The 21,443-nt window shown below is 59.8% G+C and carries 18 protein-coding genes; 5 read left to right on the forward strand and 13 right to left on the reverse strand.

Annotated features, from left to right (window positions below):
- Positions 1-2 precede the first annotated feature (2 nt).
- On the reverse strand, positions 3-1,571 hold the full coding sequence (locus tag QCD60_RS08055) for an ABC transporter substrate-binding protein (RefSeq protein ID WP_279784066.1): 1,569 nt from the start codon (positions 1,569-1,571) through the stop codon (positions 3-5).
- 190 nt (positions 1,572-1,761) lie between these two features.
- Positions 1,762-2,583 (reverse strand): inositol monophosphatase family protein, encoded by an 822-nt coding sequence (locus tag QCD60_RS08060; RefSeq protein WP_279784069.1) that lies wholly within the window; start codon positions 2,581-2,583, stop codon positions 1,762-1,764.
- A gap of 96 nt (positions 2,584-2,679) precedes the next feature.
- Between QCD60_RS08060 and QCD60_RS08065 the strand changes: the two genes are divergently transcribed.
- Positions 2,680-3,450 (forward strand): helix-turn-helix transcriptional regulator, encoded by a 771-nt coding sequence (locus tag QCD60_RS08065; RefSeq protein ID WP_279784071.1) that lies wholly within the window; start codon positions 2,680-2,682, stop codon positions 3,448-3,450.
- Here QCD60_RS08065 and QCD60_RS08070 read toward each other — a convergent pair.
- Positions 3,425-4,348, reverse strand: coding sequence for an AraC family transcriptional regulator (locus QCD60_RS08070; protein ID WP_279784073.1), 924 nt, complete (start codon positions 4,346-4,348; stop codon positions 3,425-3,427). The two genes, QCD60_RS08065 and QCD60_RS08070, sit on opposite strands and share 26 nt — an antisense overlap.
- Before the next feature lie 215 nt (positions 4,349-4,563).
- Here QCD60_RS08070 and QCD60_RS08075 point away from each other — a divergent pair, with 215 nt between their 5' ends.
- Both QCD60_RS08075 and QCD60_RS08080 read left to right on the forward strand, forming a co-directional pair.
- Positions 4,564-5,055, forward strand: a complete 492-nt coding sequence (locus QCD60_RS08075) for a universal stress protein (protein WP_104151879.1) — start codon at positions 4,564-4,566, stop codon at positions 5,053-5,055.
- Positions 5,056-5,321: 266 nt separating this feature from the next.
- On the forward strand, positions 5,322-6,725 hold the full coding sequence (locus QCD60_RS08080; protein WP_279784077.1) for an 8-oxoguanine deaminase: 1,404 nt from the start codon (positions 5,322-5,324) through the stop codon (positions 6,723-6,725).
- A 58-nt stretch (positions 6,726-6,783) separates the two neighbouring features.
- Here the strand turns inward: QCD60_RS08080 and QCD60_RS08085 are convergent, their stop codons facing one another.
- Positions 6,784-7,380 carry a hypothetical protein gene (locus QCD60_RS08085; protein WP_279784079.1) on the reverse strand — a complete coding sequence of 199 codons (597 nt, stop codon included), beginning with the start codon at positions 7,378-7,380 and terminating at the stop codon, positions 6,784-6,786.
- A gap of 333 nt (positions 7,381-7,713) precedes the next feature.
- On the opposite strand from QCD60_RS08085, the gene QCD60_RS08090 reads away from it, so the two are divergent.
- The gene (locus QCD60_RS08090; protein WP_279784081.1) at positions 7,714-10,599 is read left to right on the forward strand and encodes an HD domain-containing phosphohydrolase; all 2,886 of its coding nucleotides are present in this window, start codon (positions 7,714-7,716) and stop codon (positions 10,597-10,599) included.
- A gap of 83 nt (positions 10,600-10,682) precedes the next feature.
- Here QCD60_RS08090 and QCD60_RS08095 read toward each other — a convergent pair whose 3' ends face one another.
- Both QCD60_RS08095 and QCD60_RS08100 read right to left on the reverse strand, forming a co-directional pair.
- Entirely contained in the window at positions 10,683-11,555 is an 873-nt protein-coding gene (locus QCD60_RS08095) for an HNH endonuclease signature motif containing protein (RefSeq protein ID WP_279784083.1), read from the reverse strand.
- 53 nt (positions 11,556-11,608) lie between these two features.
- Positions 11,609-12,223, reverse strand: a complete 615-nt coding sequence (locus QCD60_RS08100; protein ID WP_279784085.1) for an endonuclease NucS domain-containing protein — start codon at positions 12,221-12,223, stop codon at positions 11,609-11,611.
- A gap of 361 nt (positions 12,224-12,584) precedes the next feature.
- Here QCD60_RS08100 and QCD60_RS08105 point away from each other — a divergent pair, with 361 nt between their 5' ends.
- Positions 12,585-13,616 (forward strand): AraC family transcriptional regulator, encoded by a 1,032-nt coding sequence (locus QCD60_RS08105; protein ID WP_279784087.1) that lies wholly within the window; start codon positions 12,585-12,587, stop codon positions 13,614-13,616.
- On the opposite strand, the gene QCD60_RS08110 is transcribed toward QCD60_RS08105, so the two are convergent.
- The 7 genes from QCD60_RS08110 to QCD60_RS08140 all read right to left on the reverse strand — a co-directional run bounded on the left by QCD60_RS08110 (position 13,613) and on the right by QCD60_RS08140 (position 21,374).
- Positions 13,613-14,611 (reverse strand): AraC family transcriptional regulator, encoded by a 999-nt coding sequence (locus tag QCD60_RS08110; RefSeq protein WP_279784089.1) that lies wholly within the window; start codon positions 14,609-14,611, stop codon positions 13,613-13,615. The two genes, QCD60_RS08105 and QCD60_RS08110, sit on opposite strands and share 4 nt — an antisense overlap.
- Before the next feature lie 27 nt (positions 14,612-14,638).
- Entirely contained in the window at positions 14,639-16,132 is a 1,494-nt protein-coding gene (locus QCD60_RS08115) for a methyl-accepting chemotaxis protein (protein ID WP_279784091.1), read from the reverse strand.
- A 114-nt stretch (positions 16,133-16,246) separates the two neighbouring features.
- On the reverse strand, positions 16,247-17,179 hold the full coding sequence (locus QCD60_RS08120; RefSeq protein ID WP_279784093.1) for a transporter: 933 nt from the start codon (positions 17,177-17,179) through the stop codon (positions 16,247-16,249).
- Positions 17,180-17,387: 208 nt separating this feature from the next.
- Positions 17,388-17,924: a flavin reductase family protein gene (locus QCD60_RS08125; RefSeq protein ID WP_279784095.1), complete on the reverse strand. Its 537-nt coding sequence runs from the start codon at positions 17,922-17,924 to the stop codon at positions 17,388-17,390.
- Positions 17,925-17,999: 75 nt separating this feature from the next.
- Entirely contained in the window at positions 18,000-19,235 is a 1,236-nt protein-coding gene (locus tag QCD60_RS08130) for a styrene monooxygenase/indole monooxygenase family protein (protein WP_279784097.1), read from the reverse strand.
- A gap of 78 nt (positions 19,236-19,313) precedes the next feature.
- Positions 19,314-20,120, reverse strand: coding sequence for an SDR family oxidoreductase (locus tag QCD60_RS08135; protein ID WP_279784098.1), 807 nt, complete (start codon positions 20,118-20,120; stop codon positions 19,314-19,316).
- Between the two features lie 6 nt (positions 20,121-20,126).
- Positions 20,127-21,374: a dienelactone hydrolase family protein gene (locus QCD60_RS08140; protein ID WP_279784101.1), complete on the reverse strand. Its 1,248-nt coding sequence runs from the start codon at positions 21,372-21,374 to the stop codon at positions 20,127-20,129.
- Positions 21,375-21,443 lie beyond the last annotated feature (69 nt).

Below are 21,443 nucleotides of genomic sequence, written 5' to 3' on the forward strand. Positions count from 1 at the left end.
GGTTATTCCCCACTCTTCCAGCGCAGGCCGGTGAGGTGATAACTCAGCTCGTACGGGTCAACCTGCAGCCCTTCCAGCTGGCGGCTCGCCGCCACGGCCAGCTCCGACCAGGCCACCGGGATCACCGGCAATTGCTGCTGCAGGGTCTGGTTGATCTGCTGTTGCAGCGGTGCCTGCTGAGCCGCATCGGTGATCACCTGCAGTTGCTGCAGGCTGCTCTGCATCTGCGCGTCACTCCAGCCCATCGCTCCCCAGTCACCTCCTTCGGGGCCGTAATCCTGCAGCAGGGTGCCGAGGGGATTGGGCACCAGTGAAAAGTTGCGGGCAAACAGTGCCATCTGCAGCACACCATCACGATGCTGGCTGACAATCTCCGAGCTGTTACCTACAGCCACCTCGACGGCGATGCCGACCTCGCGCAGCTGCGCCTGTATCGCCGTGGCCAGCACCGGCAGTTCCGGCAGGTTGGAGTAGGTCAGCAGCTTCACCTGAAACGGCTGGCCGTCTTTCTGCAGGATGCCGTCTGCCCCCGCCTGCCAGCCTGCTTCGGCCAGCAGCCCGCGGGCCTTGTCCAGATCACGCGGAATGGGAGCCAGCTGGCTGTCGTGCCAGGCGCCCATGGCCGGGGAAAACAGCTGATTGGCAGCGACCTTATCGTTACGCAGAATGGCTTTGGCCATGCCCTGACGGTCCAGTGCCAGGCTCAGCGCCTGACGCACCCTTACATCGCTGAACAGGGGCGACCCGGCGTTAAGCTTGAGCATACGGGTACGCGGCAGGGTCACCACTTCGGTATGCAGACGCGGATCATGACTCAGGGCAGCCAGCGATACCGGCAGCAGTGAAAACACCAGATCGGCCTCACCGCTCTGCGCCATCAGCGCCCGGGTTTCGCCCTTGCCTACCGCCAGATAGCTGGCACTGTCGATGGCCACCTTGCCACCCCACCAGTGCTCGTTGCGCCTGAGTTCCAGCTTGAGCGGCAGGGTCATAGCTTCGATCTGATAGGGACCCGTGGCGATGATCTGGCTGACCTTACCGTCCGCGGTATAAGAAGACGGCGCCAGAATCAGGGTGCTGTAATTGGCGAGAAAGGCTGGCAGCGGCGCAAAGACCCGTTCCAGTTCAATCACCAGCTGTGAACCTTCGGCACGAATGGTTTTGACGGGCACCTGTTTGAGCACACCGGCGCCCTGATGGGCACGCTGCAGTTCAGCAGCGACGATAGCGGCGGTCAGCGGCGTGCCGTCATGGAAGGTCACCCCCTCGCGCAGCTGAAACTGCCAGCGTAGCCCGTCCTCACTGACCTGCCACGCGGTGGCCAGCTGCGGCACGATATGTCCCTGACTGTCTGCACCGGTCAGGGTTTCTGCCACCTGCATGCGGGTGAATACATAGCCGGACTGGCTCGGTTCAATGCCGGTCATTTCCCACGGCCCCACCACGTTCAGTGTTCTGGCCGACACCTCCGACAGTAATCCTCCCAACAGTGCGGCGGCCAGCATGACCGACCTGACCCTGAGATTACCCCCTGAACTCTTACGTCCCTGTTTGATGTGTTGCCGACTCACAATGCGCCCCTTAAGACATGTTATGACATAACAAATCGCGCATGATTATCGTTTGCCGCTATGAAGTCAACAATGTGCAAGCAAAACGCAGAGGGAAAGGCATGACTGCGGGAAGGTATTCCCCCTCCCGCAAAGGTGGATGCAGCAGCGCATCCACTCGTACCGTCCTGATACGCCTTACACCCTGACCTTAGCAGGACCAGCCCAGCAGGGCATTGAACAGCGGCGACAGCACCCTGTTGCTGGCCACCAGTAACGCCTGCCCCTGACGGTGCAGATAGCTGACGTAGCCCGTGGCTTCTTCCACCAGCAGAGCACCGGCACGGCAGGGGTTGTAGCTGCCGGTATGCTGCCAGTAGCCATCCAGACGACCACAGGCGACATAGGCCAGCTGCAGGGAGGTTGAGGCCATCATTCGCAGGCGGTGCACAGCGGGCGCCAGTTCTGCCACGCCCTGCAGGGCGGTGTGCAACAGCGCCGGCTGTTCTGGCAGACAGGTCGCTACCACGGCGTCAGCCAGCTGCGTCTTGTCACCGATCTGCAGCTGCTCATGGCTGCAGAAGGCACCTTCTTCCCGCACTGCCGAAAACATTTCCTGCGCGGCGGGATCGTACACCAGCGCCAGCACCGTCTGGCCCTGATGCACCAGTACCAGCGAGGCGGACCACATGGGCATCGACTGGCTGAAGTGCTCCAGCCCTTCGATGGCCTGATAGTACCAGTAGGTTCGGGGTGGCTCGCCGTCGCTGGCACCTTCGGCATCGACCCAGGCAATGGGGCCGAACGCCTGGGTCAGGCTGGCCTGCATCACCTTGGCGGCCCACTGCTGCTTGCTCTGGCAATAGGGCAGACGCCCGGCAATACCGCCCTGCAGACGGCGGCGACTGATCTCCCAGTACAGCTGATCGGTGATCTCACGCAGCAGCGACTCGCAACGGAAGGGGCTGACCCCGAGGCTGTCGAGGACGGAATGGCGGGACTGGAACAGGTCAGCAGAAAGATGAATGGTCATGACAGGCTCCTGGCAAACGACGGCAGCCTATGATGGCGCTTTTGAAACTGGCGGGATAACATCATTTGGCCATTCAATAATCGAATCAGGCCAAGCATGTATACCCAGCCCAAAACCGCCGAAGGTCAGCCGATTCAGGTCTATACCCACAGCCTGACGGAAGACACCGAAGTCCACCCCCACTGCCACGCCGAAGGGCAGATCTGGGCGATTTTCGAGGGCATCGTCACCACCGAACTGAACGGTCGCCACTGGACCCTGCCGCAGGGGCGCATCTGCTGGATTCCGCCGGGTGTGGTGCACTCCGCCCGCACTCAGCATGCGGTCAACGCCTGGATGGCCTACCTGCGCCCGGACCTGTGCCATGCCTTTCCCGAGCAGCCTGCGGTCTTTGTGGTGACGGAGCTGACTCAGGCGCTGATCCAGCGTATCAACAGCTGGTATCACTATGGCCAGAGCACCTCCCATGATCTGACCCCGGCACAACAGCGCCTGATGGCGGTGTTGCTGGATGAACTGCTGGCGGCACGCACCGAACCCATGTGCCTGCCGATGCCGAGTCACCCCGGCCTGTACCGGATGGCATATCAGCTGATGGCAGACCCTGCCGACAAACGTTCGCTGGCCGAGTGGGCCAGCTACTGTGGCCTGTCAGAACGTGGCCTCAGCCGCCATTTTCGCAGCGAAACCGGCCTGTCACTGGTGGCGTGGCGCACTCAGGCACGGATGACCCGTGCGGTGCAGCTGCTGATGGAAGGCCAGAGTGTGACCTCCATCGCGCTGGAAGTGGGTTATGACAGCATCAGCAACTTTATCAGCACCTTCCGCCGTCACTTCGGTGTCACCCCGACGCAATACCGGGGCTAGCCTGCTGTTCAGTTGCCAGGGATGCCAGGGGCAGATAGAGATCCAGCTCCGCCTCGTGTTCTGCCACATCGGGAAAGAAGCGCAGTCGCTGGCAATAGAGGGGAAAGTCACGCAGGCTCTCGCCACTCTGCGGCAGCCACTGGCCATAGAGAAACTGCATCGCCGCGCCAAGGCCATCATCACTGCCCACATGGCGCAACCGTGCACAGCGTCCGGCGGGCAGCATCCTGCTGACGATACCTGCCTCACTGTCACTGAGGGGCTGCGGCACGGCCACCGCAATATCCAGCCGGAAATCCTCTGCCGGGGTCTGCTCGGGGTCGTTGTAGAACAGGTTATAGGTCGCGTGGCGCTGCGGTGACAGCCCATGCTGCTGACGCCAGCGGATAAAATGCCGTATCGAATCCCCCAGCAAGCGCGGGTCGCCGTGATGCTCCAGCACCGCCAGCCAGATCGCCGGCACCTCCACTACGTCCACCTGTGTCATCGTCAATAAGGGCTTCATCTGCCTGCTCCTGTGCCTGCTCAAGGGGTCAAAATGGCTGGCCCAGCCTGGCCAGTCCGGCTGCAGCCTGAACTGCCGCGGTGCCTGCCCGGTCAGCCGGGTAAAGACCCGGCTGAATGATTCAGGCGCCTGATAACCGCAGTCCAGCGCAACAGAGGTGACCGGCAGCTGGCGGAAGGCCAGCTGCAGAGATGCCCGCTTCAGGCGGCACAAACGCACGTACTCGCCGACGCTCAGCCCCATCCACGCCGCGAACTGACGCTGAAAATGAAAGCGCGAACAGCACGCCACCTCACTCAGCTGGTCAATGCTCAGCTCGCTCTGCAGATGCTCATCGATATAGCGCAGCAAACGACTGAAACGCGGCGGGCAGGCTAGCGGGTTGTGACTCATCGGCACCTCTATGCAATAACGCTCAGCATAGGGCGGATGCTGCCGGCGAACCTGACCCAAAGTGCTGTTTCATCTCAGTCGGCAGGCGTTGCTGTGCTGGCGGTTAAATATCCAAACCTTGATATACGTCTACACTTCATAGCGGCAGTACGACGGATAATGATTCCGACCAAGACCGGCAGAGCCCATCCTGCCACCATTCAGGAGCACCAGCCATGTTACCGGAAATCAACACCATCCTTTACGCGTCAGACCTCGGTACCAACTCACGTCCCGCTTTTCGTCTGGCCGTCAAACTGGCAGCGCAGAACAATGCCAGCATCACCTTCCTCCACGTTATCGAGCCGATGAACAACACTGCGGAGAACGTCATCTCCAATTATCTGTCGGCAGAAATGTACAAAGAACTGAAAGAAGCCGGCGTGACCGAGCTGAAAGCCACCATGGTCAAACGTATCGAAGCCTTCTGTCAGGACGAGTTGCCCGCGGACTTCACCTTCCCCAAAGGCAAGCCTGAAGCCCGTATCGCCGTGGGTAACGTCGAAGAGGAAATTCTCTACGTCGCCGACCATATCAATGCCGACCTGATTGTCATGGGTACCCGTACCCACTCTAACCTGACCAAGCTGTTCCTCGGCTCCAGCGCCCAGAAAGTGCTGCAGCGGAGCAAGCGCCCCGTGCTGATCGCGCCACTGGACCCGAACTGAGGTCACTGGCCGGGCATACCTCCCGCAGGGTTGTGAGCCCGGCCACCTGCTGCTAAGGTAGCCACCGCTGGCAGATTAACACGCCAGGTGAAGGCCCCGGTGTGATGCCGAGGCCCCACCTGAGAGCCTGAGCCCCTGTGCTCTGTTTACCGCTCTCGTCACTGCCATGTACAGGTTTGCAGCGATGCCGTGCGTCGCTGCATCAACGTAACCGGTACATGGCCCACTTCGTGCCTGTTCCGGTTACCTGTTGCTTGAGGTGACCCATGCCGACAACCCCGTCTCCCCGTTCTTCCCAACCATCATCAACTTCCACTGCTCCAAGACTGTGGCTGAAGCAGCCGCTGGCGATTTTTACCGGTAATCAGCAGGACGCCCGCGGCGGTCTGGTGGTACAGGGCAGCACCATCGTCGAGCTGGTTGCCGCCGACAGCCAGCCGACCGGGCCGGTCGAGCAGATCTGGGATGCCCGCCGTCACGTGCTGCTGCCGGGGCTGATCAACACCCATCACCATCTGTACCAGACCCTTACCCGTGCCTTCCCGCCCGCCCTGAACAAACGCCTGTTTCCCTGGCTGCAGACCCTGTATCCGGTCTGGGCACGGCTCCAGCCGCAGATGCTGCATGCCGCCACCCAGCTCGGCATTGCCGAACTGCTGCTGTCGGGCTGCACCACCGTGGCCGATCATCATTACCTGTTCCCGCAGGCGCTGACCGAAGCCATCGACATTCAGGTGGAGGCCGCCAGCCGTCTGGGCGCCCGCCTGATGCTGACACGCGGCTCCATGAGCCTCGGACAGGAGCAGGGCGGTCTGCCGCCGCAAAGCACCGTGCAGGATGAAGACACCATTCTGGCCGACAGCGAACGGGTGATTAAGCGCTACCACCAGCGTGGTGCGGGCAGTCAGGTGCAGATTGCGCTGGCACCCTGCTCGCCGTTTTCCGTCACCCCGCAGCTGATGAAGGACAGCGCCGCGCTGGCCCGTCAGTACGGCGTGCGGCTGCACACTCATCTGGCCGAAACACTGGACGAAGATGCCTTCTGCCTGCGCACCCTCGGCAAGCGACCGCTGGACTATCTGGCCTCGGTCGACTGGCTGGGCGAAGACGTCTGGCTGGCCCATGGCATTCATTTCAATGATGAAGAAATTCAGGAACTGGGGCGGCAACGGATGGGTATCGCTCACTGCCCCAGCTCCAACATGATTCTGGCCTCAGGCATCTGCCGCACGCGGGAGCTGGAAGCCGCCGGTGCCCATGTCGGTCTGGCGGTGGATGGCTCCGCCTCCAATGACGGCTCCAATATGATCGCCGAAGTGCGGCAGGCACTGCTGATCAACCGCCTGCGTTATCAGGCCGATGAAGTAACCCATCTGGATGCCTTACGCTGGGCCACACAGGGCAGCGCACGGGTACTGGGGCGGGATGACATTGGCGAACTGGCGGTCGGCAAACAGGCGGACGTGGCCTGTTTCACCCTGGATGAGCTGCGCTTCTCCGGTGCTCATGATCCGCTGGCAGCGCTGGTGATCTGTGGTGCCCAGCAGGCCGATGCGGTCATGGTCGGCGGGCAGTGGCGGGTACAGCAGGGGCAGCTGCTGGATCTGGATGTAACGGCCCTGCGTCAGCGTCATCAGCAGCAGGCGCGACTGATCGCACAGGCCAGCTGATCAGGCAGAAACACAAAGCGGGCCAGTACAGCCCGCCTTGTCTTATTCAGTCAACAGCTCAGGCGGCGATCAGCAGCTCAGTCAGGCCACCCTGACGCAGCATGCGCTCGGCCGTGCCGGTCTGATCTTCCGCTGCCATCAGCCGCACCATCTCGATCAGCACAATCACAATGGCCTGATCCGCACCGGGGGTGGACGGATGGCTTTCGCTGAGCTGCGCGCCACGGGCATGCTTGACGCCCCCCTGAGTCGCACCGAACAGCGCCATCGCCAGACTGTCCTGAGTCAGTTTATCGGTACTCTCCAGCCCGATCTGGGTGATGGCATCCTGCAGACGACGGCTGCCGGTGAAATGCTCATTCAGCACCTCATCATCCAGTTGCCAGTTGAACCAGAACGGCTGCGAGGTTGATACCGCCAGCATGACATTGAGCTTATCGGCCAGCCGCTGATCTGGCAGGCGCAGAATGGCTTCTTTCAGTTTGGAGCGATGATTGGTGGGTAAATGGCTGAAGCACATCAGCCCGGTCAGCAGTGTCAGGCTGCCTTCCTGCTCACGCAGGGACCGTTCATAGGGGGTGAGATCCATCACCCGCACCAGCATGGCGAGGGGATTATTGAGGTAGCGCTGCAGCAGCGACGCAGTGGTAGACATAACGACTCCTTGTCGAACAGATTCATCCCAAAAACCCGGGTAACGGTACAGCCACCGCTACCTCTCCGAGACTGCCGGCTGTTGCCGCTCAGGCACAGGTTCCCGGAAACAGGTGCCCGCAAAACGGGGCCACCTACCCTAACAAATGCCCCGCCTGCAGGCAAAAAACGCGAACGGTTATCTGCTTCGGGTATGAAAAGTGCTAGCGCTTTCTTGCGCTGTAGCAACGACGCCAACTTCTCCCACTAAAGTGCTGTATTGGCGCACTCACACTTGACCAAATCGTGACTATACTGGGTGCAGCTGCCCTCTCACTGTTTATGGACCGCGCCGATGTCAGGAAGTACACGCCGTTTGTCACTGCAGTTCCTGTTTATTTTCTCCATCGTATTTCTGATGCTGCTGACCAGCGGCATCTTTATCTATCAGGGCATGCGTGGCAGTGAAACCGCACTGGTGTCGGCGGCAGGTGAATCTGCCCGCCAGCTCAGTGCTACCCTCAACGAGCGTATCCGCCGCCTGCTGGAACCGGCGGAAAGTACCCTGCGTCTGCTGTCGTTTGACAGCATCTCCGCGGCCACCAGCATGCCCGAGCGTCTGGGGCGGTTGCAGGTTTTCAGTGAAGTGGTGGCCAACAATCCGATGATCGGGGCGGTCTATGTCGGCTACCCTGATGGCGAGTTTTTCCTGCTGCGCAAACTGGCGACGGAAAAACAGCGCAACTACTTCTCCGCTCCGGCAGACAGCGCCTACATCGTACAGAGCCGCAGCCTGCAGCCGGACGACAGCATCATCGGCGAATGGCGTTTCTATGACCGCCACCTGCGCCTGCTCGACCGCTGGCAGATGAGCACCTACCAGTTCGACCCCCGCAGCCGTCCCTGGTATGTGCGCGCCAACCAGAGCGATGACATTGCCCTGACACCGCCCTATGTGTTCTTCAGCACCCATGAAATCGGGGTGACGCTGGCGCGGCGCACTGCCGACGGGCAGGCCGTAATCGGTATGGACGCCTCAGTGTCGGACCTGAGTGCCGAAATGCGCTCCCTGCAGATGACGCCCAATACCCGTATTGCGGTCATTGCCGACGACGGCAAGGTGATGGCCTATCCGCAGATTGAGGAACATCTGCAGCGCAGCCGCAGCGATATCAGCCTGCCCACGGTGCAGCAGCTCAATGCACCGGCACTGGACTATCTGTATAAAAACCCGCCGAGCCAGTCCGGCCCGCAGTCGTTCAGTGTCAATGGCCAGGACTGGTTCGGCATCGTCGAGCCGCTGACCGCCGTGCACGGCAATCGCTCTTCGGTGTACATCAGCCTGCCTGCCAACGAGCTGCTGGCCCAGACCCGCTCACTGATGATCAGTAACCTCAAGCTCACCGCCCTGATGGCAGTGGTGCTGATCCTCATCGGCTGGATACTCGGCCACCGCCTGACCCGGCCGCTGCAGCGCCTGACGGATCAGATTCAGGCCCTCACTGAGTTCAACTTTGGCAGCCATACCCGCATCAACACCCACCTCAAGGAAGTGCACGAACTCAGCGGGGTGATCGACAAGATGACCGCCACCATCCGCAACTTCCTCGCCATTACCCACGTACTGAGTCAGGAAACCCGCCTTGAAGCGATGCTGGAGAAAGTGCTGCGCCGTCTGGTCGCCGCTACCGGCCTGTCGGGCGGCGCGGTTTATCTGTGGAACGAACAGGAAAACAGCTTTTTGCTGGCTGGCACCAGTGCTGTCAGTGACTGCCCGACACGCATCCAGCTGGCACAGCAGCCGGATGGCGCCGTGGTGCGTAACGAACGGCTGCTCAGCAGCCAGCTGCCCGGCAGCGACAGCTGGCACGAAGTGGTGCTGCGCAACCGGGAACAGGAGCTGCTCGGTGTCGTCGCCCTTAAAGTGCCTGCGGAAATGCAGCATACCGACAAGGCCGACTTCCACTATTTCGTCAATGAAATGGCGGGGGTGGTGGCGATCGCCATCGATACCCGTCAGCTGATCGAATCACAGGAACAGCTGCTGGAGGCCATCATCAAACTGCTGGCCGATGCCATCGACGCCAAATCACCGCACACCAGCGGCCACTGCCAGCGCGTGCCGGAGCTGGCTATTCTGCTCAGCGACCGCGCCAGCCGCAGCCAGCAGCCACGCTTTCGCAACTTCTCCATGAGCGAGGCGGATCGCACCGTCTTCCGTATCGCTGCCTGGCTGCATGACTGCGGCAAGATCACCAGCCCGGAATACGTGGTCGACAAGGCCACCAAACTGGAAACCCTGTACAACCGTATCCATGAAGTCCGCACCCGTTTTGAAGTGCTGTGGCGCGATGCCGAGCTGGACTACTGGCGCGGCATTGCCAGCGGCGAGCCGGAAGCCCTGATGCAGGACCAGCTGCACGCACGGCAGCAGCAACTGCAGGAAGATTTTGCCTTTATTGCCAATACCAATATTGGCGGTGAGTTCCTCGATGAAGAGGCGGTGGTGCGCATCCAGCAGATCGGTGATCAGCTGTGGGTGCGCCACTTTGACGACCGTCTCGGCCTGTCACAGGAAGAGCGTGAACGCTACGACCGTGTACCGCACCCTGTGCTACCGGCCACCGAGCAGCTGCTGGCTGACAAGCCGGACCACGTATTCCACTGGCATGGTCGCCGTCCGCCGGTCGAGCACGATAACCCGGCCAACCGCTGGGGCTTCGATATGCGTGCGCCGGAAGTGGCCTACAACCTCGGCGAGCGCTACAACCTCGGTATCCGCCGCGGCACCCTGACCGAAGAAGAACGCTTCAAGATCAACGAACATATCGTGCAGACCATCATCATGCTCGATGCCCTGCCCTGGCCGCGGCCACTGCGCGACGTGCCCCGCATTGCCGGCAGCCACCATGAGCGGCTGGACGGCAACGGCTATCCGCGCCGCCTGACCAGCCCGCAAATGTCAGTGCAGGAAAAGGTGCTGGCCATTGCCGATGTGTTCGAGGCGCTAACCGCTGCCGACCGCCCCTACAAACCGGCCAAACCGCTGTCAGAGTCGATCCGTATCCTGTTCTTTATGGCCCGTGATCAGCATCTTGACCCAAGCCTGCTGCACCTGTTTCTGGAGTCTGGCGTCTATCTGGAATACGCCCACCGTTTCCTCAAACCGGAGCAGATTGATGAGGTGGATATTCCGGGCTATTTGCAGAAACTGGAGGAATTGCTGGGCGTCAGTGCGTGAGCTGCGCCCGATTATGGGGGGTGTCTGATGCCGATGCATGAAGGCGAACGAGTGGTGCTTTTTAGGGGCAGTTTGTGACCTTGTCAGCTGCTATTTTTTTCTTTCCACTTCAGATAATGATCCATTAGTGAGGATGGATTGGGCCAATCCAAATGGCTAGAGGGTAAAGACAGTTTCACTCCATGAAACTCGTCATATGATGGTCTACACTCTTCTGATACCAGAACCGTTCGACTTTCTGGATCGATGGATATTAGAAACAAATCAAACAGTGTGTGTATGTCGGCACGCAACAAAATTCCATTGTTTACCTCGTATGATTGTTCTTGAGCATGAGGGGTAATATGTGCAGCTTCTAGTGCAGCCTCTGCTGTACAGTTGCTGATTGCGCATGCTCCATTGTATACGCGAATCAATCTCTCCCGAAACTTAGACTGGCCTCTCCTGGTTAATATACTCGACGGGATATGTTCATCTATGGAAAAGACTAAACCATTTTCATTTTTTTCATCTACTTTATACTCAATATCTCTCGTAATCGCATCAGTTATATAACCACTAAAATAATTTATAAATTCACTTACTTTTTCATCGCTTGATATAGATATGCGAGGATATTTGTATCGCGTTTTTGGTTTTGCATACGCCCCTACAGAGCCCTGAAGTTCTTTTATCCACGACTCAACCTGAGCTTTGGTTTTATTTGAAATTTCGGCAATATTTACAACTTCAAATGCTACCTCGACTGTGTCCGGCTCATCTGTTTCAGCAAAATAAACCGAGATAATAGTCTTAGTCTTAGTCTTAGTCTTAGTCTTAGTCTTAGTCTTAGTCTTAGTCTTAGTCTTAGTCTTACTTTTACATTGGTAATTTTTCCCACTTTTCAGATCCCGACCACTCCATCCGTTTCCTTTGCAGAATTCATCGATTTTTTCACAAGCATATTGAACATTCACCCACTTTCCCCTTATCTTCTTTCAGCCGTTAACACTGTGTTCAACGGCAGTTTTTATTTCAGTTCATGCAAATTGAACTTCAGTTCGTACTTTACAAGCTTTACGTTCGGCAAATTCTTGGCTGCAAATATGACTCTTGCATCAAAATCAGATGCTACCAATATACCCCTAACTTGTTCATAATTTTCAGATAAACAACCAATGTAACCTAAAATCTGCCCAAGCGCGGCGTCTTTTGCCTTGCCTGCTTTTAGTTCAATAACTACGATAAAACCCTGACTATCTTTTGCCAAAAGATCAATGCGCCCTGCCTCAGAAACATACTCAACACCACCCTCAATAATGCTGAGACCATTTTCTATTTCATAAACTCTTTGAGCCAAATAATTTTGAAGATCTTTTTCTAGAGATATTTGAAACTCAATTGAATCTGATACAACCTCTTCAACTTCCATTTCAGAATAACCATTAACCTCCCCTAACCCTTCAGATATACTAATTTTTCCGGTATTTATTTGTGATTTATACCAAGAGTAGTGTGACTTCTGCCACTTACTTAATGGAAAATACATTCTGACCTTTTCAGTCAGTGATTCATAGGTCGGCATACAACCTAATGAAACATATGAATCAATAACCAAATCTTTAATTGTTTGATAATTACCCATATTTTCCCCATGAAAGCATTTCGACTCATATAAACCCCACTAAAAATTTAGCTATCTTTACATCGATTGCAAGGATCTTCAGTGAGCACGATCATCCTGCTCTTCGCGAATTTCCGCTTTCGTATAAGCAACGTTCTTGACCTGTCCCATCTCTTCAGCTCCACCCCACCCCCGACCTTAACCACACACTGGCCGCACTGGCTTGGCGTTTGCTTTGTAACTCTGGCAACACCTTTGATGAGCCAAAACGACCAGAAAAAGCACCGGGGTTTATCCACATACTGCAGGCACTATCCCACGACTGCAGAAAGGACATTCACTCAAGGTGCGGCGAGCCACGAAAGTGTGCACGGAGGTAACAATGAGCCAGAGTAATGCCGTATCGCCCGGTGGGGATGCCTTGCTGCAGACCCCGCTGTTCAGCCCGCATAATCAGCTGTTTCTGCTGAATGATCGTGATGCGATCTGCCAGCACGTCAGCGGAATATTTAAACCCCATGAGCTGAAACCCCGTCAGCACGGGGAAAGCATCAGCGCGTCGATGCATCATCTGCGGCGCGGACGGCTGTCCGTTAACCGGCTGGAATACGGCACTGATGTGCATATCGACCCGGCCCGGCTGGACAGCTTCTATCTGATTCAGATCCCGCTGCGGGGCAGTGCTGCCATCCGCTGCGGTCAGCATCAGTTCGAGTCGACCCCGCAGCTGGCGTCGCTGATCTCGCCACAGCTGCCATTGTCCATGTGCTGGCAGGCCAGTGCTGCACAGCTGGCTATCCGCATTGATCAGGACGACATGGCCTATCACTGCCACCAGCATCTGCCGCGCAGCCGCGAACGACTGCCACGTTTTGATCCGCGGCTGGATTTCAGCACCGCCGGCGGTGCCTATTTTCTGCAGCTGCTGAAGGTCTTTGTGGATGCTGTCAGCTGTGATCAGCACCCGATCCAGCACTCGCTGGTGCAGAAGCAGTTCGAGTCGGCGCTGCTGACGGCACTGCTGTACGGTGCCAGCCACGACTTCAGCCAGCAGCTGGATGAACAGCAGGAACGCTGCGTGTCACCCTATTTCGTCAAGCGCACCGAAGAATACATTCGTGCCCATCTGCACGAGCCACTCAGTATCGAGTCGCTGGCCGAACAGGCCGGGGTCAGTGTACGAACGCTCTACGCCGGGTTTCGCAACTTCCGCAATACCAGCCCGATGTCACTGCTGCGTGATTTGCGTATGGAGCAGGTTCATGACGAGCTGCTGCGTGACGCGCAGGCCTCAGTGACAGAAGTGGCATTCAAGTGGGGATTCGCCCATCTGGGGCGCTTCGCTCAGGACTACAAACGCCGTTACGGCGAGCTGCCATCAGCCACCCGCCGCTTCCGCCACGAGCCGGATTAACCCGCGGTTTGCCGGGCCAGCGCCAGCGTCTGTGACGGCAGTTCGTCATAGGTGCTGGCGTAGGCACTGGCAAAGCGGCCAAGGTGATTGAACCCCCACGCCAGCGCGGTGGCCGAAACCGAGGTGTGCGCATCAGGATGGGCCAGCGCCTGCTGCACGCCCTGCAGACGATACTGGCGCAGCCAGACCATCGGTGAGGTATGCAGATAACGGCGAAAGGCTTCATAAAGCTTGAGCCGGCTGACGCCCGCTACCTGCTCCACCGCCTCGATACTGATCTCTTCCGCCGCATGGCTGCGCATAAACTGACAGGCGCGTAACAGATAGGCGGGTTGCGTGTCGGCCAGCGCTGGTGCAGCCTGCAGAGCGGCAGAGTAGTTATGCGGCTGCACCAGCAGCAGGCCACGAATGAGCATCTGCTCCAGTGTCTGTGCCATCGGTGGCTGGGTATAGAGCGCCGCCAGCTGCGGCCAGTGCTGGTGCAGATGCAGCAGCGACTGCCACCAGGCGGCCACCGCGGCACACTGCATGGGCATATCCGGCTGAAACTGCAGCGGGGTAGTCAGGGCCTGTCCGAGCAACTGCCCGGCCTCCTTCATGACCGCCGTACGCGGTAACACCAGCTGCAATTTGCGGCAGCCACTATCCATATCCAGTTGCAGCGGTGCCGCTGGTGAGATCACCAGACCGCAGTGTCTGGCCGAGCGCCAGCGCACCCCGCTGCCGCACAGTTGCTGCGCCCCCTGTAACGGCAGGCTGATGCTGTACGCCTGCAGAGCCTCCACCTCATCCAGCTGCAGACGCACGGCAGTGCCGTAGCTGATTTCACCGAGTACCGCCCCATAGCCCGGCAGACGTACACCGTGATGGCTAAAGACCACCGGTGCCCGGTCACTGGCCTGCAGACGGTGCGGCCCGCAGATGTTGCGCATCCACGCCAGCGCTTCACTGGCCGAGCAGGAGCTGGCGTGCAGTGTCAGCGGATTCTGATTCATCTCTCCCTCCTCCGGCCTGCAGGCCCGTTAGCGGTCAAACTCTGTGGCGAGGCGCAGCAGGCTGCTGGCCTGCGTCGTCAGATCAAGGCCAATCTGCTCGGCTGCGCGCGCCTGACCGGCGCTGGTTTCTGCCTCCTGCGCACTGGCCAGCACCTGCCGGTCGAGCATGGCCACCACCTGTTCCTGCTCATGCATCGCCGCAGCAATCTGCACACCGCGGTCAGACAGCCCCTGCAGCTGATCCTGCAGCTGCGCAAAAGACTGCTGAATATGCGCCATGTCCTGATGGCTGCCACTGACCAGCCCCTGGCAGCGCTCGGCCATCAGCCGGGTCTGGCTGTTGGCATCCCGCAGCTGCACCAGCAGCGGCTGAATGCTGCCCGTCGCCTGCTGGGTCCGCACCGCCAGCTGCCGTACTTCATCGGCCACCACACTGAAGCCACGGCCGGCTTCACCGGCACGGGCCGACTCAATGGCGGCGTTCAGCGCCAGCAGATTGGTCTGGGTGGCAATGGCATCGATGATGTCGGTAATGCTGCTGATGGACTGGGCGGCACTGTCGAGCTGCCCGGCAGCAACCGCATTCTGATCAATGGCGCTGGCCAGCGTATCCAGCGCCTGCCGGGCCTGATGCAAATGCTCCCGCCCGGCCTCGGATTCGTGCAGCGCCAGACGCGACACATCGGCCAGCGCCTGAGCATGGCCGGCCACCTGCTGACTGGTCTGGCTCAGCTCATGCAGCGCCGTGGCGGCCTGGCTGTTGTCGTCCCGCTGCCGCTCCAGCCGTGCCGCCTCATGCTGGATCAGCCGAGTAACTTCATCCGCCCGCCCCTGCAGCTGCTGGCCCGCTGTACCGATGCGGCTAAGAGCCGTACGCAACCGCCAGCGTTCACCGCGCAGCGCCAGCGCCAGGGGGGCGGCCCAGCCAGACCGGTAAAGGCCGGCGATGTGTACGTCCTGACAAAGCTGTTTGTGCTCCTCCAGCAGCTGCTGACGCGCCTGCCACAACTGACGCTGATGATGCAGCGACAGCCCGGCGATCAGCAGCACCGCGGCCACCAGCAGGCTAAGAGGAGAGCCGTACGTGGCCAGTGTCATCAGCAGTGCGGTTGCCAGCACGACGGGCAACAGATGACGGCCGGGCACCCGCACAGGATGACGATGGGCAAAGCGGCGCAGCTGAGCAGCAATGCGCGGCTGCAGGGAGGGTTCCAGCCGTTCATACAGCGCGCCGTAACCACTGATGCGGCCATCGACCCAGACCGGTTTGATATAGACTTCAAGCCATAGTTCGGCGCCGTTACGGGTCAGGTTGCAGAGCGGCCCCAGCCACGGCTGCCCGGCCTGCAGGTGCTGCCACAGATTGGCAAACAGCGCCGCGGGCATCTGCCGGTGACGCAGGCGTGACATCGGTAGCCCCAACAGTTCATCACTGCGGTACCCATGGGCTTCGGCAAAGGCCGGGGTCGTAAAGGTGATAACGCCGTTGAGATCGGTGCGACAGATCATTGCTGCAGTCATGTGCTTGCCCTGCTGAAAAAGGCCTGCCCGAAGGGCAGGCAAAGAGCGCCTGGGTGGGGAAACCGGCATGGCGGGGAGCAGTTCAGCCGCCGGTCAGGCGGCCATCACTGATGCTTAGAAATGGTGAACGAAACGTACCTGCACTCTGGAGCCGTCCGGGCGGTTCTTCACGTCCTGCTCGAAGTAGGCGTTGGCAAACAGATGATCATCCTGAGAAAAGCTGTACATGGCGCCGGGGCCAATCGCCCAGACCTGCTCCCGGCGCCCTTCCACATCCTTGCCATCCACCTGCGTATCGGTGATCTGTTTCAGCCAGTAGCCGTTCAAGCCCACCCGCAGCTGCGGGGTCAGCGCATACTCACTGGCAAAGTTGGCGTGCAGTGCCTGTCCGGCCTGCGTGCTGCCGACATCGCCAAAGGCATAGGACGGATCGCTGTTTTTGAAGCTGTACAGGTAGTGGAAGCGCACTGAGGCGGTCCACTTCGGCGTAAACCAGTAGGTGCCTGCCCAGTAAGGGTCCAGCGACCAGAAATTACTGCCGGGGTTGATGTCCTTGTTACGGTCGTATTCGCCGGTCGGCAGATTGACCTGAAACTCCAGCCGCTGCACAAAGCGCGGGCCGTTGTCGCCCATCACCGGATCAAACTGGATAAACGGCCCGACCATCAGGTCTCCCATACCGCTCTGGCTTTTCAGCGCGGCATGGTTGAGGCCGTCATCCATATCCATTTTGCTGACCCACGGCAGCAGCAGGTTAATCCCCAGACTGGCATTACCCAGCCGCTGCTGCGACAGATAGCTCAGCTGGGTGACCGACACCTGATAGTGCAGCTTCGATTTCGGCAGGCCGAGCTTGTCGCCGTTCTGGTCATTGAGTTGTGAGGCACTGTAGTTCTGCAGGTATTCCTGAGCGTACCAGCCCGGCCCGGCGGGCAGGCCGCCATCGAGAAAGCTGGTCAGCCCGAGGTTGACGGTCGGCAGATCGTAGGCGTTAGCCTGACCAGCGGTCAGACCCGCCAGCAAGGCCAGAGAACAGATGCGTTTCATAGGAGCGTCTCTCACATGGGATAGGCTTGGCGCCTGGTTTCACCTCTTTGACTCAACCGACAACAGGGCAATACCCATCCTCGCCATGCGGCCACTGGCCGATGGCGGGTAATCTCTGCGGATCATGCGGTGACGGCCCCGCCTGCCTGCCCACGGTGGCGAGAAGGCGGGAGCCTCAGCCCTGCTGTATTCAGAACATGCTCAACATTCAGCAATGCAGGTCCGGATGAGGGCTGACGGCCCGGTACTGCCCGGCGTGAAACACCAGCGGCGCGCCACCGGCATGCTGGTAGTGCTCGATGGCACCGATAAAGATCAGATGGTCACCGCCGTCGTAACGGGTGTGGTTGCGGCAAATCAGTGTGGCGATAGCATCACGGATCAGAGGGACACCAGCAGTACCGGTGTCGTACTCCACCCCGGCGAACTTATCGCTGGCAGGGCGGGCGAACTGGTTCGACAGCCCATGCTGATCGTGGCGCAGAATATTGATGGCAAAGTGGCTGCAGTTGACGAAGTCGGCCAGACTCGGCGCCGTCCGCGCCAGACTCCACAGCACCAGCGCCGGGTCGAGGGACACCGAAGAAAAGGAGTTGGCGGTCATGCCGATCTTGCGGCCGTCAGCACCCAGGGTGGTGATAATGGTTACGCCCGTGGCGAACTGGCCAAGCAGGTTGCGCAATGAGCGCGGATCGCTGTCGCCAACAGCGACTAGCCCTTCCGGCAGCAGGGGTGTGGTTGTCATGGCAAAACTCCTGTCAGGGTGGTGGACCTGCCGCTCTTCACGGTGAGGGCAGGTTCGCGGAAGTACAGTACCGGCTCAGGCCGCGCGGGCGGTGGCTTCAATCAGTGCCAGACTCTCACTGGCATCGAACCACCAGGGGTTGAAGCGGCGCGGATCATCAAAGCCGTTGACGATGGTCGAGGCCAGCTGCGGTGAACTGGCCGCGGCCGCCAGCAGCTGCAGCATGTGCGGCGCAGGCGGTTGCAGCAGGCTGTTGGTCCAGGCCACCACATGACGGGCATAACTCCAGTACAGCTCGAAGGTGTCGTGCATCCAGGCGCTGTCAAAGGCCTGCTGCCCCCGCAGCAGAATGGCCTCCAGATAGACCTTGCTGCACTTGGCGGCGTTGTTGGAGCCCTGTCCGGTAATCGGGTCATTGACCACCAGCGCATCGGCCATGCCGAACACCTGTCGGCCGGAAGGCAGCGTCATCACCGGCTTGCGAATGGTCGGCGCAAAGCGGCCAGCGAGATAACCCTGTTCATCGGTCAGCTCGACATGCTGGCAGCGCTCGGCTTCCCACGGCGCATAACGGCTGACGATATCGAGGCTCATCTGCAGGTGCTGGGCCGGTGTTGTGGCCGCCTGCCAGCAGTCCATCGGCCCGCCGGGAATCCCTTCAAACACCATGATTTCGCACGGGCCGCTGAGGGTCAGGGCGGGGAACACGAAGTATTCACCGACACCGGGAATCAGGTTGAACGCCACCCGTGAATAGGGCTCGGCGGGCTGCATGCCGTGCACATAGGTCAGCGCCAGCGAGCGCTGCGGGGTAGCAAAGGCAGAGCGTTCGGCGTCACGCTCGAAGCACTTGACCACCTCGCCCTTACCGGCCGCCAGCAGCACCAGATCGAAGGTCGCGGTCAGTCGCTCCAGCGCCTCGATACCGACATCCTCCAGCAGCAGCTCACCGCCGCGCTCGACAAAGGTCTCCATCCACACCGGCATTTTCAGACGCTGATCCACCGACTGCGCCGGTTTGGCCAGTTCGGCACTCCAGCTGAACAGCGACTCGCCCTGCGCCTGCGGATTGCAGACATTCAGGCCGATGCCCTCGACCGGCGGGCAGTCGTTCTGCCAGAAGTCGATACCCAGCTCACGCTCGGTGGTGAGGGCTGCATCAAACATGCACTGGCTGGACATCACCCGTCCGCCGCGCACCTCGTCGGCACTGCGGTTTGTCACCAGGGTCACGGCATACCCTTTGGCCAGCAAACCCAGCCCCAGCTGCAGGCCGGACTGTCCGGCCCCGACGATGGCAATATTTCGCATTTCTCTCTTCCTCTTGCTCGGTGCTTTGCAGACGGCGCACTGCGCACCTGGTGTTATCAGATCAAGGCGGCAGACCGATCACTCTGCCAGCCGCGGGATGGCAGGCTGGCTGCGCTCCGGTCCCATCACGGAATAGCCGCCGTCAACGGCGTAGTCGGCACCGGTGACAAAGCTGGCCTGCGCAGAGCAAAGGAAGGCGACCACATTAGCCACTTCTTCCGGCTCCCCAAGACGGCCCAGCAGATGGAAGTCGGCGGCGACCTGATCGGCCTTGTGACGATTGCCGCCACTGACTTCGGCGATCACCCGCGACCAGGTCCAGCCCGGCGATACGGAGTTGACCCGGATGCCATCGGCTGCCAGATCCATCGCCATGCTCTTGGTCAGGTGGCGGATGGCGGCCTTGGAGACGGGATAGAGCCAGCGCCCGGTCTGGGCACAGCCAGCAGAAATAGAAGTGAAATTGACTACCGCCCCGGCAGCGGCCTTGAGGTCGTCATGCAGGGCCTGCGTCAGCATCACACTGCTGACCAGATTGATATCCAGTGCCCGCAGCCACTGGCTTCGGGTCGAGGCAAAGCCGTCATCTTCGTAACTGCAAGCAATATTGATCAGCAGATCGACCCGCCCGAGGCGCTCATGCACCTCGGTAATGGCAGCCTTGATGGCGTCATCATCGGTCAGGTCGAGGGCCACAAAGCAGGCTCCCAGCTGAGCAGCCACCGCCTCCCCCTGCGGATCAATATCAAAAATTGCGACCTGCGCCCCCTGGCGGATCAGCGTCGCGGCCACCGCGGCGCCAATCAGGGTGGCACCACCGCTGACGATGGCGATCTTGCCCTGCAGCGGCAGAGTGGTCTGGCTATCAGTTGCTGACATCATCATGGTTCCTCAGGCGTCGGTGGCTTTGCCTTCGCTGGCTGCCCAGCCCGGCATCAGGGTGTTGGAAGGCAGGGTTTCATCCAGCAGCTTGTGCGCAGTCTCGATACCGGCAACGGGCAGCCCCGCTGGCGACAGCAGGCCCAGCTGGACCAGTACGCTGGCCTGATCCCAGTAGATGTGTTCGTGATAGAGCTTGGGTCCGCGAAACTTCACCACACCCAGCATGGGGATCTCGACGTAGCGCCCGGTCGGGGCAACGCCCGGCAGCATCCAGTCGATCTCGGTGTCGTGGGTAAAACGCATGATGAATTCATCGACAATCTGCGTGGCGCCGACGGTGCGGGAGATCGGCAACAGCGTCATGTCCTGCGGGTTGTTGTGGATAAAGTGATAGCGGTAGAAACGGCTGAGCTGCTTGTAACCGACACCGCCGGTCATGGTGGGGATGTGATTGACGTAGGGCTCGGGCACCATGGTGGCCATGGTCGCGGGTACGTTGCGGGTATCAAACTCGTGGCGGATATGTTCTTCCCACAGGGCGGCCAGATCATAGTCCGGGCCGATCTGCCGGTGCAGCGCTGCCACACTGCGCTCATGGGCCAGCAGCGCCGCCGCTTTGTCATAGTGGTGCCCAGCCGGACGGGCAAAGGCGTGATCGACGCCGGGGTAGATATACACTTCGGTGCCGGCCTTGCCCGCCAGTGCACTGACGATGGCCTGCTGCGCCTCTGCCGGGCAGAAGCCATCATCACCGGCAATGTGCAGCACCAGCCGCCCCTGCAACCCTTCCAGCTCGTGCAGCGCCTTCTCGATGCCAACGCCGTAATACCCCACGGCGCAGCGCACTTCCGGCAGGCGACAGGCGGCCAGATAGGCCAGCTTGCCACCCAGACAGTAGCCCAGTACGGCCAGATCATCGCCACTGCATTCTGGCAGCGTACGCAGAAAGGCCAGACTGTTGCGGATATCCTCAACACCGCCCTCTTCGCTGTAGTTCTGATACAGGGCGAAGGCCTGCTGGAAATCGTCCTCGCTGTAGCCCAGCTCGATACCAGGTGTCTGCCGCCAGTAGAGATCAGGCACCAGCACGGTATAGCCTTCTTCGGCCAGATGATCAGCCACCTGACGCATGGCTTCATTAACGCCAAATATCTCCTGACACAGCACCACACCCGGCCCCTGACCATCAATGGAAGGGGCAAGATAGGCAGAGAAAGTACCCTCGGGTACGGTAATCGACACGTAGCGACCTTGCATGGCAACACTCCGGCTCTGTAGTGGGGTTGCCTTTGATTCTGCGAGGATGGGCGCCGCCGCTCTATCCGC

This window comes from Pokkaliibacter sp. MBI-7, from assembly GCF_029846635.1.
Classification (GTDB): domain Bacteria; phylum Pseudomonadota; class Gammaproteobacteria; order Pseudomonadales; family Balneatricaceae; genus Pokkaliibacter.

Excerpts from the sequence above, each read along its gene's own strand:
- QCD60_RS08060 (WP_279784069.1), bottom strand. The coding sequence starts at position 2,583 with ATGACCATTCATCTTTCTGCTGACCTGTTCCAGTCCCGCCATTCCGTC.
- QCD60_RS08065 (WP_279784071.1), top strand. The coding sequence starts at position 2,680 with ATGTATACCCAGCCCAAAACCGCCGAAGGTCAGCCGATTCAGGTCTAT.
- QCD60_RS08070 (WP_279784073.1), bottom strand. The coding sequence starts at position 4,348 with ATGAGTCACAACCCGCTAGCCTGCCCGCCGCGTTTCAGTCGTTTGCTG.
- QCD60_RS08075 (WP_104151879.1), top strand. The coding sequence starts at position 4,564 with ATGTTACCGGAAATCAACACCATCCTTTACGCGTCAGACCTCGGTACC.
- QCD60_RS08080 (WP_279784077.1), top strand. The coding sequence starts at position 5,322 with ATGCCGACAACCCCGTCTCCCCGTTCTTCCCAACCATCATCAACTTCC.
- QCD60_RS08085 (WP_279784079.1), bottom strand. The coding sequence starts at position 7,380 with ATGTCTACCACTGCGTCGCTGCTGCAGCGCTACCTCAATAATCCCCTC.
- QCD60_RS08090 (WP_279784081.1), top strand. The coding sequence starts at position 7,714 with ATGTCAGGAAGTACACGCCGTTTGTCACTGCAGTTCCTGTTTATTTTC.
- QCD60_RS08100 (WP_279784085.1), bottom strand. The coding sequence starts at position 12,223 with ATGGGTAATTATCAAACAATTAAAGATTTGGTTATTGATTCATATGTT.
- QCD60_RS08105 (WP_279784087.1), top strand. The coding sequence starts at position 12,585 with ATGAGCCAGAGTAATGCCGTATCGCCCGGTGGGGATGCCTTGCTGCAG.
- QCD60_RS08110 (WP_279784089.1), bottom strand. The coding sequence starts at position 14,611 with ATGAATCAGAATCCGCTGACACTGCACGCCAGCTCCTGCTCGGCCAGT.
- QCD60_RS08115 (WP_279784091.1), bottom strand. The coding sequence starts at position 16,132 with ATGACTGCAGCAATGATCTGTCGCACCGATCTCAACGGCGTTATCACC.
- QCD60_RS08120 (WP_279784093.1), bottom strand. The coding sequence starts at position 17,179 with ATGAAACGCATCTGTTCTCTGGCCTTGCTGGCGGGTCTGACCGCTGGT.
- QCD60_RS08125 (WP_279784095.1), bottom strand. The coding sequence starts at position 17,924 with ATGACAACCACACCCCTGCTGCCGGAAGGGCTAGTCGCTGTTGGCGAC.
- QCD60_RS08130 (WP_279784097.1), bottom strand. The coding sequence starts at position 19,235 with ATGCGAAATATTGCCATCGTCGGGGCCGGACAGTCCGGCCTGCAGCTG.
- QCD60_RS08135 (WP_279784098.1), bottom strand. The coding sequence starts at position 20,120 with ATGATGATGTCAGCAACTGATAGCCAGACCACTCTGCCGCTGCAGGGC.
- QCD60_RS08140 (WP_279784101.1), bottom strand. The coding sequence starts at position 21,374 with ATGCAAGGTCGCTACGTGTCGATTACCGTACCCGAGGGTACTTTCTCT.